Here is a 12,955-nt window from a genome sequence, read left to right as displayed (position 1 = left end):
GTTGTCCGAACCTGCGAGAGATTAGGGAGCGAACCGGGATACTGTCGTCGTGCGTTTGAATGGCACGGGCGAATTTCTCTGATCCCGGAACCGTAGGGGACGAAACATATCCCGCGGACCTGACGGGCGTGGTCGAGACGCGCAACAGACCAAGGTCCCACTTGAATTGCGATTGAAGGTAAACATTTTCCTAAAACCGAGCTACATTAGCGTACGGTAATTAGCAGGACGGGGTTGTAGGACGTCGGGTCCACCTTTCTGGACGTACCGGCGCTCCTGCAAGGCGCGGCCAGGTAGTGCGGGTTGTTTGTGCGTGGGGGTTTCTATGTACAAGATCGTCATAGCCGATGATCATGGCCTTTATCGACGTGGCTTGCGCATGGCGCTGACAGCCGGAATCCCTGGTGCGGAAATAATCGAGGCGACCTGTTTTGATGCCGTGGTTGGGCTCTTGGCCGAACACGAAACAATTGATCTTGCGATCCTGGACCTGAACATGCCCGGGCTGCTCACCCAGGAAGTGCTCGGCGATGTTCTCGCCGCCTATCCCAAAAGCAGGTTTGCGATTGTGTCAGGAAACGATTCACGATCGGAAATTTTGCTGGCCCTTTCAGTTGGCCTCCACGGCTACATCGTGAAGTCGCAGCCGGATGAGGAGGTGGTGCTGGCTGTCAAAGAGATCTTGTCAGGCCGCATCTATGTACCAGCCCTCCTGTCGCGAAGCTCTGGCGCAGCCGCGCCTCAGACGCATAGATCTCCCGTGGAGGCTTCGCACCAGGCCTTGGCCAGCCCAGGTTCTCTGGGAAGGCTCACGTCAAGGCAAAAGGACGTGCTCAAGCTTATGGCCGAAGGTTATTCGAACAAGGAGATCGCCCGCGATCTCGACATCGCCGAGGCCACGACGAAGATCCATGCCGCCGCAATCTTGCGTGAACTGGGAGTCCGAAACCGCACCGAGGTCGCTGTTTTGATGAGGACATGGCTTGGAACGATCTAAGTTAAGGCTGAATCTCGCCCTGGGATAGGCGTAGCTGATATCGCAATCCACCAGCCGACATTTCCAGTTTCGAAGAGTGACCGACCAAGGGCGTTCCATCGGCGCCAAGGACAATCGACCCAAAACCTTTCCGCAGGACAGGCTTGGCATTTCGGCCGCCTCGTTCGATCCAGTCGAACACGATGTCGCCGTCCGAGCCCTCGGGTGCGACGCCCCACCTTACCTCCACCTGGCCTTGGGAGTTCCCGAGCACCCCGTGCTTGACCGAATTTGTCGTGAGTTCGTGGACGACCATCGCGAAACTTTCCGCAGCGCCTCCGACGATTCTGACATGAGGCCCTGTGATCGTTGCTCTGTGTGCCTCCGCGTAGGGGCGAAGCGCATGTGCGACAATATCGCGGATCGTAGATGATAACTCTGCATTGTTGATCAACAGCAGGTGCGTGGATTCGAGCGCCCGAATTCGCTCTAAAAGATCTCCTCTGTACTTGGAAATATCCTGGTCTGAAGCAGGGATCATTTTCACGACAGCCGTGATCACGGCAAACAGATTACTGAGCCGGTGCCGCTGTTCAAGTATAAGCCGCTCCTGTCTTCTCACCGCGGCCCGCAACAGTGTCGTCTGCCGCCGCTCGGTAAGGTCAGCCGCGATCCCGAACCGCTGATGATAGCCATCGCGGATGTCCTCACGGCCGCGCAGGGCAATCCAGCGGAACTGTCCGTCCGACCGCCGAACTCGAACCTCTGCGTCGTAGTTGGCGGTTGCCGCGATGAATTCTGAATGGGCCCCGAGTTTTGGCCAGTCCGCCGTATGAATGATCGCCGACAGCTCGTCCAGAGGACGGGAAGCGGCTGGCGGCAAACCAAGAATTTCCCAAAATTGATCTGAACCGGAGACAATTCTCTCCTTGTAGTCCACGCGCCATGTGCCAAGCCTTCCGGCGAGCAGCGCAAGGTCCAGCCATTCCTTTTGGCTCAAGAGCGCTTCGCTTGCAGCCCTGCGTTCAGTGATATCCTCGAAGACGACAAATATGCCCATCGGCAGTTGTTTCTCCGGACCAGACCAAGAGAGCGTCACGCGAGCCCAGAAAACAGTGCCATCCTTCCTTCTCAAGCGCATTTCCAAGCCAAACGACGGCGCCTCCGCGCTTAGACCACGTCCAAGCCTGGCGAACAGATCGCGTTCGTCAGGATGAACGAGCGTTTCGATATGCTGGCCGACGAGCTCTTCCTGTGCGTAGCCGGACATACTGCACATGCACATGTTGACCTGCAGCAGCTCACCACGGTCATTTGCGGTCGCAAATCCCAAGGCGGCCCGCTCGAAAGCCCAGCGATATCGCGCTTCGGTCGTTTCGATGGCGGTAAGCCTGTTCTCGGCGACATCGAGCGCGCTCCTCAACTCCTGCCTTGAACGATGGAAAAGAAAGGCGATCATCCCGCCGGACAAGGCGAGGAGAATGGCCCCGGAAAGATCATCTCCGACCAACTGACCGTTCGCCGCCAGGCGAACTGCCAAGCCGACAGCCACCATGGCAAACGTGGCAGCCATCGCAGGCCAGCGGTCCTCCAGGAAGGCGATGATGACAATCGCCGGCACACATTCCAGAAAGGCCGCACTGCCACCACCTGTCAGCGACGATTTCATCTCGATAAAAAGGGTAGCCAGCAGGACGGCCGACGAAACCAGATGTTGTCGTAGCCTGTCCGACAGTACGGGACCGCCTATCCGCAATCTCATCCTGACTACCTACAACTTTTGGCTTAGCCAATGCGGCTTAGAGCCTTTGGTTATCGGACCTAGTGCTGCTGCTCGCTTTCGCGCGCCGAAATGTCAGCCTATCAGAATCATCAGAAGAAAGTTCCAACACTTAGCCCATGCGCTGGCGCCGATCTGACAGCGAAACCGGAAAGTGGTGACGACAATGAACCTGGTCGAACGGCCGAGAAGTACTGTTTTCCAAGTGCAACGTGCGATGGCGGCCATGGGGCCTGGCAGCAGGCCGTCTCCCTTGCGCCATGCCCAAAGCTCCGACCGGCAGGTTGAAAGGCCTGCTGCCGCCACCGAAGGTGACCAACCGCCGCTGCATTCTTTCCCGGGTATGCTTGATCGCCTTGGCTACGGATGTCTCGTGCTCAGCGAAACCAGGAAAGTCCTCAAGTGGAACGCCACCGCGCGCGTCATTCTCAGCGGTTATGGCAGCCAGGTGAACAACGCCGACGGCCTTTCGGGAGCGCTCAGAAGCCTGATCGCGAACGTGCCGTGCCACCTCAACCCCGGATCGTTTGCATGGATTGTGATCCGCAGCAGCGGAGATCGCCCCGTTGTCATCAACGAGCGCGGCCTCTTCGCAGCCGACAACACGATCGTCGTCGCCCTGTTGGACCGAGAGACGAAATCGGCGCCCAACCCTCAAACCCTGCAGCGAATGTTCGGTTTGACCGGAGCCGAGACACATCTGGCGGTGCGGTTGGCAAAGGGCTACACCCCGTTGGAAATAGCTGAAAGTTGTGCGCTCAGCCGGACGACCATCCGAACCCAGCTCGCATCACTGTTCGCCAAAACTGAAACCAGGCGTCAGGCAGAATTGGTCACCCTTCTCGCACGCGTCTCGGTGTTGCCCTAGTTCCCTGAACATCCGGGGATGATCGTGTCCAGCCTTGTGGCCACCGCAGGGGCGGCCGTCGTGAATCCGTGCCCCATAAATCGGTTCGGCGCGTGCCGCGTCCCGTGCGCGGCCTTGAACGGGTCAGCTCCATCACTGTCTTCGGGTATACCATGGCCCTAGGACCGGGCGGATCCTGAACAGGTATTCCACGAGGTACTGGCTTGCGATCTTCATCACTGATGGGCGAAGAATTTGCAGCGTGTCGCGGATAGTCACGGGCAAGGACTGGTGATGAAATCTGGCGGGTACGCGTGCAACCCGCAATGCTCGCAAGAGGCTCTCAGGGTCAGGAAGATTCCTTCTGTTTTCGAGCAGCTGCCAATTAAGCTGCTTAACCGCAAGCGTAACTTCGTCCACTTCCGTGTAGCTCTTCGATGTGGTGATGCTCGGATGGTTGGTCGCGTCGTAAAAAATCAGACCCTCATTAATCGCAACCATGTCTCCGTGACCGGCCAGGTCCACGAAGAACAGTTGGTCGACGCCGGCGGGGATCGATTTGTGTGCACGCATTCGGCATCCAGCCTGAAGAACCTTGCTGTTGATCAACAGTGTCGAGGGAATGATGCCGAGGCTCCTCGTCGTCCGGACAAGGTAAAGATCCCTGAGGCATTGCTGGCTCGAATAGACTGAAACGCGGTTTTGCTCCGATGGCGTCGAGCGGAGCATGATCCTGCCGTCTTCCACGATATTGGCTGCACAGGTCATGAATGCGGCCGAGGGATGCTCCTTGGACACCTCGGCAAATCGCTTGAGCGCGCCGGGCGCGAGCCAGTCGTCGTCATGCAGCAACTTGATCCAGGTGCCGGTGCAAGCGAGCATGGCGTTGTTGGTATTCTCGACCTGGCCTCGCCCCCTGCCGTTCTCGACAATCCGAATGCGACCGTCGGCACGCGCATAGTCGTCGACGATCCTCCAGGACAGCCCTCCTTGCCCCTCGTCGTCGCTAACCACCAGTTCCCAATTCGCAAAATCCTGCTGGAGGATGCTGTCGATTGTCCTTCGAATGGTATCTGGCCTGCGAAAGGTCGGGATGGCCACTGAAATGAACGGCCGCAGTGTCACCAACTCCGCCGACCCCTCATCTTGCGAAGGTCCGACCCCTGTTGGCAAGGCTGCGGAAGGAAGGGCGTCGCGACTGTCCATCTGCGTCATGTTATCTTTCCTCCAAGGCGATGCACCGGCTGCGAGGCGACGTCTCGTCCGGTTGAACACTTTGCTTCAACAGATAGAGAGAGGCTGCCGTCTTGATGAAGAAGCCCCCGGCGCCGCCGGCAGCCATGAGATAAATGACAGTGAGAGGTTCCCAGCCAGCTCTGGCGCCGGCTAGAAGCGGACCAAACACGAGCACCGTCCTTATGGCATCGACGACCAGGCGCACCTCCTGCCGTCGCAGGAGAGCCGGCACATCCTGAAGCGGCGTCGACAAAGCTTGCACCGCGCCCATGAAAGCCAGCGCCGTCATGATTTCGGCGGCGGGCAGCCATGGCCGTCCCAATAGGGGTACGACGAGCTGCGGTGCGGCGAGGCCAAGAGCCAGAATGGGCAGTGAAGTGAGCCCGCCGGCAAGGATCAGCAGGCCTCGTGCGAGGCCGAGCAGATGCCTGCGGCCGCCGCCCTTGTTGGCTTCGGCGACAAAGACATTGCTGAGCGGCGTGGCTATGAGCGTGACGGGGCCGGTGACGAGCCGCGACGCGACGCCCAGATAGCCCGCATAGGCGGTCCCGAACATTGAGCCGACGAGTATCGCCGGAAGGTTGTTGATGGCGAAACTTGCGACCGTTGCCGGGATGTCGAACAGTGGAAATTTGTATTCGCGCCTGGCCTTTTCAAAGACCGTTTGCCACGGCGCGCGGGCAATACCGCACACGTCCTCCCAGCGGAAAATCCGAACGCCAAGGAACCCAATGAAGATGAATTGGCTGAGAATGTGAGCGTGCACCATCGCCTCTCCTCCGAGATGGACGATGCCGAACATCAGCTGCAACAACGCCATCGTCGCGGGCAAGATCAAGCGGCCGAGCGCGAAGTCGCGCAGCAGGCCGGCACGCAGGCTCCAGCAATTCATGGTCTCCACAAGACCTGCGCCTGCCATGCCGATCGGAACCAGCCACACAAGGTCAACAGCGCGGACCGGAACGGTGCTCGACAACATAACCCCCGCCGTCAAGGCAAGAACGCCGGTTGCCGACACGGCCAAAAGAATGAGCTTAACCGTGACGTATGCCTGCGCGTCGCTCTTGACGCCGTACAGCGAAGCCTCAAAGCGCAGTGCCGCGACCGCCCCCAGTATGTTCACGGTCGAAAGATAGATCGTGAACAAGCCGAAATCAGCAGGAGAATAGAGCCTGGCCAACACCGGAATGGTCGCGACAAGAATGAGCTGACCGGCAATCGCCATGGCCGACACGCCACCGGCCGCTCGAAGGACCTTGCCGATCGGGCTTTGCGGAAGTCGGATCATGGCGAGCCTTGCTTACGGCCGGTGCCGGTCGAATTCATGAGATCCTCTCGCGCAAAAGATCGGCACTGTCGCCAAACCGATACCTGCCGTACCGGGTGAGGTTCACCCGGGTAAGGACGCTCGCCACCGGAACCGAGAGCGTTCCGTCGCTCAGGAGCTGCTCCACCACCCCGCGCGCGACATGCCGCGAGGTTCTTGCCCAGCGAACGGTAACGAGAACCGCGTCCGCCCAGCTCTTGAGGAACATGGCTTCTGGCCCAGCCAGCCCCGATGGCCCGTTTATGATGACGAGGCTGTACGCCGAGTGCAAATCTTCCCTGCACTTGGCGGTGTCGACACGCGCCAGGAGAGCCAAAAGATCTTCTGCAGGTGCCATGGTCGTCAGGTCGATGCCAATTTCGGGAATGCTGGCGACCGCGTCATCCAAGGTACAACGACTGCTGATGTAATCCGCGAAGGAATGACGAGCCTTGGGTCCGTTGAACTGGCGCAGAAACTCGGGCGTAAGTTGGGAGCCCGCCCGCTGGAGATCCACCAGAAGAACACGATTGCCCAGTCGGGTGGCCGCCAAGGCCAGGCCCCACGCAAGCTCGGTCGCTCCGTCAGCCCGGACGCTTGGCGTGAGCAGGATCGTGTGCGGAGCACGACCCCTTGCCTGATTTGGCGCGGCCGCGACCAGCAGCGACGTCACCGCACGGCTGTAGGCCGACTTGGGCTGGCCCAAAACCAAGTCACGCAACTGTTTGGCGTGCATCCTGCCCGGTTCGGGCACGAGCCCCACGCACGGTATCCTGAGCACGGCTTCCGCCTCCGCTTCACCGCGCAAGGTGCGATCGAAGCGATTTCGCATGAGGACCAAAACAGCGCCAAGGAGGCCGAACGCAATCATTCCCGGTGGAACCAAAAAAACCGGCGGCAATGTCTGCGGAATTGTCGGCGGCCATGCAACGGAAAGGACCGAGACCCCGGCGGACGGAGCTCCGATGCGCCGCTTCAGGTCCTGCTGGCGGCCGAGAAGTTCGTTGTAGCGTTGCGTCAGGAGGCTGACTTGAGGTTCGAGCGCCCGCAAACCGGCGAGCCGGCTGGCCGTGTCGGCCGCGACCGCATCGAGCACACGCATTCGATTTCCCAGAGCCTCGACCTGGGCACGATAGATGTCCGCTTCAGCGACGATATCAGCGATTGCCTTTTCGATCGCGACAGAAAAGGCATTGGCCAGATCCTTGTCCGCTGGCGCCCTGGCCACGCGAGCCGAAAGGTCGGCCAACTCCTGCGTGCCGGCGGCCTCGGCCAGGGTCGCGGCCGGCGCGCCCTGCTTTCGAAGCTCCTGGATACGCTGGAGCCGGGACTCCAGCGCCGCCAGATCCGCTTTGGACATCGATATCTGTTGGCTGAGATCCGCCCTCTCCCCGGCCACCTTGTCAGCCGAGCCTTGATCGACCGCGCCATGGCTCAGCCGATACTCCTCGAGCCGATTGGACGCATCCACCAGTTCATTCTGCAGTTTGGGCAAACTGGCGACGACGGCGTCAAGTTCCTGCATGTTCGACGCCTGACTTTTCTGCGCGAGGTCGTCGACATAGATCTTGGTGAATGTATTGGCCACCAGCGCCGCGCGCGCCGGGTCATCGTCCGAGAAGCCGACGGAAATGACCCGGGACCGGAGCTCTTGTCCGACCCTTACCCCTTTGCGCAGCGCTTTCATCTCGGCGGCCTCTGCTGCTTGCGGCGCATTGGTGGATACAACATCCCGCGGCCAAAGGCGCTTCAGCAGATCGCCAGCGAAAGAGTGCGATGTCGGCGGATCGGCGGGCGTTGGCCCCTGGCTGGAGCTTCCCTTCCCGGCTTGCGGTTGTGCGGTCGCGTTGGCCGGGCTCGGTTGACGCAGCGCTGCGGCGACTCGACGAAGGTGGCTCTCCGACGAGAGCATCGTGATGTGGTCGTCAATGCTTGAATCGATCATGTCCTGCGCTGAGCCCGGGCTGGCGGGAAGGGCCGCCCTGGCAGGAGCGTCTATGATAAGCTGGCTGGTGGCTTCGTACATGGTAGGGCGGGTTATTCCCGCCAAGGCCGCCAAGATGCCGCCGACAACCGCGAAGAGCAGAATGATCCATTTCCTGCTCGCCAATGTCACCAGCAGTTGGCGAGACGGGGTTGCTGAATTCGGGGCGCTTCTGGGAGGCCGTACGCGGGCCCTGCTTTCAGGAACCGGGGCAGCCACCGGGGTGGCTCGTGGCAATTCAATTCGGCTGACTGCGGAACCCGCCATTTCATACTCCTGCCAGATCGAGTTCACGGGATGAGTTCGATGCCGACGCCTGCCGCTTGGCCTCGTTGCACCAGGCTTGGAACATCAGCACCGACCACAGTTCACGGGAGCGGTCCTGTCCTGCAACGTGATCGCGCCAGCAGGCGTCCACCTTTGTGCTGTCCAGCAAGCCTTCGCCCTGGTTGCGAACATCGGACAGAATATCGGTGGCCCAGCTGCGCAACGGGCCCCGCAGCCAAGCCGCGATCGGCACGTCGAAGCCCTGCTTCGGCCGGTCGATCAGCCGTTGCGGAAGATAACGACGCAGCACATTTCGAAGGATCCACTTGCCTCTGCCGTTGCGAACCTTCATGGCAGCCGGAAGGCGCCAAGCGAATTCGACGGCGCGGTGGTCCAGCAGGGGACAACGCGCCTCGAGGCTGTTGGCCATGCTGGCTCGATCCAGTTTGACGAGAATGTCACCAGCGAGGTAACCGGACATGTCGTCGTACAGGAGGCGAGACAACAGCCCGTCGAGCCGCGGTGCAGAGACTTTGGATGCAGGAGTCTCGTGCCGGGTGAGGTTTTCGGCCGATGATCCTGTCAGCCGCCTGTGCAGCTCGTCTTCATCCTTCGCGGCGAGAAGCCAGGCGAAGCGAGTGAGCCGATCGCTGCGCAGCGCATGCCGCACATGCGACGGAAGTGGCAGGTTGCCAATGAAATCGTGACGAGCCGCCCTGGACAGCATCCCTGCGCCGGCCGCCACCGTTCGTCGTGCACTTGCGGGTAGACCTTGGTACCGTTTCAGCCGGTCCGCCATGAAGTGGCGGCCATAGCCTGCAAAGCACTCGTCTCCGCCGTCCCCCGACAGCGCCACGGTCACGTGCTGGCGGGCCAGCCGCGCCACCAGCAGAGTCGGTATCTGCGATTCGTCGGCGAATGGCTCATCCCACACCGTTGGCAGTTCGGGGATCACGTCACGCGCGGCGGCGGCCGAAAGGTGTAGTTCCGTGTGGTCGGTGCCCAGATGGCGCGCTACCTCGGCGGCGTAAGGGGCCTCGTCAAAGCCGCTCTCCGCGAAGGCGATGGTGAAAGTGCGCACGGGATTTGGAGATTGAGCCTGCATCAAGGCTGCAACGGTAGAGCTGTCGACGCCTCCCGACAGGAAACCGCCCAACGGAACGTCGGCGATCATGCGCTCGCGAACGGCAAGCCGGAGCAGATCATCCAGTTCATTGGTCAAATCGTCGTCACTGCCGGCGATCTGGTGTTCTCGCCCGTTCTTGGCGACTTCGGCCAGCGACCACCAGCGACTTGCGCCCTGCGAAAGGGAGGCGGCCCCGCGCCCCTCCGCCACAGTCGCGGCCGTGAGGGTCAGGACCGAGCCGGGTGGCAGTTTGAAGACACCTCGCCAGATGCAACTCTGATCCGGGACCCACCCCTTGGAAAGCATTGCAGTGGCGGCATCCAGATCGATCTCCGGAGAGTAGCCTGAAAAGCGGCTGATTGCTTTCAGTTCGGAAGCAAAGACCAGCGCATGCCTGGCTGAAGCGATGTAGAGGGGCTTTTTGCCCAATCGATCGCGCGCGAGATGCAGGGTCCTGGTCTTCAGGTCCCACAAGGCGAACGCGAACATGCCAGCAAAACGCTGGAGTGCGGCCTCGAGGCCCCAGCTCTCGATCGCACACAACATGACTTCGGTGTCGCTGGTGCCGCGGAAATGGTGACCGACGCCTTCGAGCTCGAGACGCAGGTCACGGAAATTATATATCTCGCCGTTGAAGGTGATCGCATACCGACCGCTTGTGGACAGCATGGGCTGCTGCCCCGTTTCCGACAGATCGACGATCGCCAGCCGCCTGTGGCCCAAGGCAATGCCTGCTTCGCGATCCGTCCAGAGTCCTTCGCCATCCGGACCGCGGTGACGAAGCGCCATCATCATTTGCCCGATCTGATCGAGCGACTTGGGGTCGGCAGCATTGGACGCGAGAAGTATCCCGGCTATCCCGCACATCACATCACCTCTGAAGGCTCAAGCTCGCGCCGGAAAACGCTTGGCGGTCCCGCGACGAGGCAGAAGGTCAATGCAAACCACACGATCGGATGACGAATGATGAGGTGCGGTATGCTGAACACGGCTGCGGACGCCACGAGCACCAAAAGCGCGTCGTAGCGAGCGCGCCAGGCGGACATGGCCGCCGATCCAACGATCCACAGCAAGGCGATGACCGCGACCAGCCCGCCCTGCAGATAGAGGTCGAGAACCGTATTGTGCGCTTCGAACGGCCGCTCCAGAAATTGCATGTCGGCCGTCGGCGGGCGCTCCAGGTGGGGGCCAGGACCGAGGCCGAGCGATGCCGATTGCAGCCCCTTCTGAAGCGCCTCATCCCACAGATAAACCCGAAGTTCGAATGTTTCAGCCGTGGCCTCGCCGCCTCCGTCCTTGGTGAGGCTCTTGGCAAAATTCGCCGCAAAGCTTTCCTCGCTAAGAAGATAGGGGGTCATCGCTATCACCAAGGGGACAGCGCCGACCATCAGCAGAAGTGCGATCTGCCTGGGCAGGCTGGTTCGATTGCCATCGGATGCCAACCATGCCTTCAACCGCAACCCGAGGAAGGCGACGCCGCTTACAATCGTGGTGTAGAGATAGGCATCGCTCCTGGTCAGGCGGCCGACAAAAAAGATGAACACGAGGCTTGAGAGCGCAAGGGCCTGACCCCACCGGTTGCGAGTAGTGGTTGCAAGGTGCAGCGCCAGCGGACCAAGAAGCGCGCAATAGAGCGCGAGCTGGTTCGGATTTTCAGACCAGCCGCGAAAGCGGTCCCAATACCACGGATCGACGCCGGGCTGATGGAGCCAGCCCCACGCGATGGCGAGTTGGATGGCAAATATCGCGTCGGCGAACACGATTGTCCACCAACCGCTGCGCCGAAGACGACGCCCCGCGTCGGGCTCCACACTCGCCAGGCAAGTGATGCTGGCCAACAGCACGTAGGCCATTGTGTCGTGCAACAACCCTGTCGGGTAAAGCAGGGTGGTCAAGTAGCCGACGATCGTGCCGATCCCCAATGCGAGAGAGAGGAGCAGCCAAAAAGTCGCGAGTTGCGCGAAGGCTGGTGTCGCTTCGACGCGCCCGCCGACCAACATTCGTCCGGCCGACAGCATGATCCAAAGCGCCAGGAGCAGTTCGCCATAGCCGAATGGCATGCCGGGGACGGAGAGCTGCGACGCGGCTGACAGGATGACACCGCCGGCAAGCAACGCGTCGCGCATCATTGCCGCGCCCCGTCCAACCGGCGGTTCGCAATGCCGCTCTCCAGAGGCGATGGAGCAAGCAAGCCGCGAGATTTGGTCCTGAGATTGCTCTTATAGACATCGCAGTACTGGTCGACGATGCCCGGCAGGGCAAAACGCTCCCTGACAAGCGAGGCGGAGCGCTGCCCCATGGCCGCTCCCAAGGTGCGGTCCGACAGTATGTCGACTATCCGGTCCGCAAGGGCGCGAGCATCGCGCGGCGTGACCAGATAACCGTTCCACCCATCTTCGACGACGTCGCTGCAACCGGGCATTCGCGATGCGACTATCGGCAATCCAGCGAGTCCGGCTTCCAGCAAGACGCGCGGAACGCCCTCGCGATATTGTGTTGGGAAGGCGAACAAATCAGCCATGCCAAGCAGACTGGGGACATCATGCCGTTTGCCCAGCACGGTTACATGAGAAGCAAATCGTTGGATTTCGGACTTTTCGACGGCGAATGGTCCTTCCGATTCCCGTGGGCCAACGAGCACGAAACGCGCATGAGGTCTTTTGGAGAGAATGTGCGGAATCGCCTCGAGAAGGGTCGGAATGCCCTTAAGGCGGGTGAGCCGGCCGACAAAAATGACGATCTCGGCCGATTCCAGTCCGAATTCCCGCCGCATTGCCGCTGGTGATGAGGCAAGACGTCTTGCCACCGCGAATGCATTGACGTCGATGCCCGACCCCTGAATAAGGCGTCCGCTGCCGCGTGGGATCAGCCGATAGCGCTCAAAAAAGGCTTGGTCGTCGCGATTTTGGAAAACCGTGGCAGCAGTCCAGAAGGAAGCAACCCACTGCAGACCGCAGAAGGCGGGCCGCATGGCCAAGGCTCGCGGCTCCAGCGATGAGAAGGTCCAGCCCAAGCCGTTGATCGTGCGGACGACCGGGACTTCTCCCCGCACCGCCAGCGGGGTTAGCAAATTGGGTTTCGTGTCGAAGCTTTGGACGATGTCGGGGCGGAGTTCCCGCAACAACCTTCGCAATGTCCTGATCGTCCCGGCTTTGCCGCTGCCATTGGCAAAGCGATTGAACTCGTAGCGGCGGTGCGGAATGCCGTGCCGTAAAAACAGAGCTTCATCGCCCGTCGAGACCGCGGTGACCCGAAAACCCCGCTCGCGGAGTTCCATCAGAAACGAGATCCTCAAGGCGTGATCCTCGCCGCCGATGCAAACCAGGTGCGGGTTCATCGTGCCGCTCCCGAAATCCAGCGGGCCTTCGGCTCCCATAAGCGGCTCAAACTTGGATCGTTTCCCATGGCCCGATTTCGTTGCGATTTACACCAG

9 protein-coding genes are annotated in these 12,955 nt (G+C 60.8%); 2 read left to right on the top strand and 7 right to left on the bottom strand.

What is annotated here, in order from left to right:
• Nucleotides 1-325 precede the first annotated feature (325 nt).
• The gene (locus tag FJ954_RS06460; RefSeq protein WP_015316391.1) at nt 326-997 is read left to right on the top strand and encodes a response regulator transcription factor; all 672 of its coding nucleotides are present in this window, start codon (nt 326-328) and stop codon (nt 995-997) included.
• Nucleotide 998: 1 nt separating this feature from the next.
• Here FJ954_RS06460 and FJ954_RS06455 read toward each other — a convergent pair whose 3' ends face one another.
• Nucleotides 999-2,738 carry a PAS domain S-box protein gene (locus tag FJ954_RS06455; RefSeq protein WP_140660807.1) on the bottom strand — a complete coding sequence of 580 codons (1,740 nt, stop codon included), beginning with the start codon at nt 2,736-2,738 and terminating at the stop codon, nt 999-1,001.
• A gap of 184 nt (nt 2,739-2,922) precedes the next feature.
• On the opposite strand from FJ954_RS06455, the gene FJ954_RS06450 reads away from it, so the two are divergent.
• A complete protein-coding gene (locus FJ954_RS06450) occupies nt 2,923-3,624 on the top strand; it encodes a helix-turn-helix transcriptional regulator (RefSeq protein ID WP_224586269.1) in 702 nt (233 codons plus the stop codon).
• A 132-nt stretch (nt 3,625-3,756) separates the two neighbouring features.
• On the opposite strand, the gene FJ954_RS06445 is transcribed toward FJ954_RS06450, so the two are convergent.
• The 6 genes from FJ954_RS06445 to FJ954_RS06420 form a co-directional block, all read right to left on the bottom strand.
• Nucleotides 3,757-4,818, bottom strand: a complete 1,062-nt coding sequence (locus FJ954_RS06445) for a glycosyltransferase family 2 protein (RefSeq protein ID WP_015316388.1) — start codon at nt 4,816-4,818, stop codon at nt 3,757-3,759.
• A gap of 1 nt (nt 4,819) precedes the next feature.
• Entirely contained in the window at nt 4,820-6,064 is a 1,245-nt protein-coding gene (locus FJ954_RS06440; protein WP_246681029.1) for a lipopolysaccharide biosynthesis protein, read from the bottom strand.
• Between the two features lie 97 nt (nt 6,065-6,161).
• A complete protein-coding gene (locus FJ954_RS06435) occupies nt 6,162-8,396 on the bottom strand; it encodes an exopolysaccharide transport family protein (RefSeq protein WP_140660805.1) in 2,235 nt (744 codons plus the stop codon).
• 1 nt (nt 8,397) lies between these two features.
• The gene (asnB, locus tag FJ954_RS06430) at nt 8,398-10,389 is read right to left on the bottom strand and encodes an asparagine synthase (glutamine-hydrolyzing) (protein ID WP_140660804.1); all 1,992 of its coding nucleotides are present in this window, start codon (nt 10,387-10,389) and stop codon (nt 8,398-8,400) included.
• On the bottom strand, nt 10,389-11,651 hold the full coding sequence (locus FJ954_RS06425) for an O-antigen ligase family protein (RefSeq protein WP_015316384.1): 1,263 nt from the start codon (nt 11,649-11,651) through the stop codon (nt 10,389-10,391). The genes asnB and FJ954_RS06425 overlap by 1 nt, the downstream gene beginning before the upstream one ends.
• Nucleotides 11,648-12,859: a glycosyltransferase gene (locus FJ954_RS06420; protein WP_041163711.1), complete on the bottom strand. Its 1,212-nt coding sequence runs from the start codon at nt 12,857-12,859 to the stop codon at nt 11,648-11,650. Before FJ954_RS06420 ends, FJ954_RS06425 begins: the two co-directional genes overlap by 4 nt.
• Nucleotides 12,860-12,955: the final 96 nt, after the last annotated feature.

The organism is Mesorhizobium sp. B2-3-15 (assembly GCF_006442875.1).
GTDB classification, from domain to species: Bacteria; Pseudomonadota; Alphaproteobacteria; order Rhizobiales; family Rhizobiaceae; genus Mesorhizobium; species Mesorhizobium australicum.
Note: the sequence above shows the minus strand (reverse complement) of the source record. Positions and strands in the feature narration are given on the sequence as shown.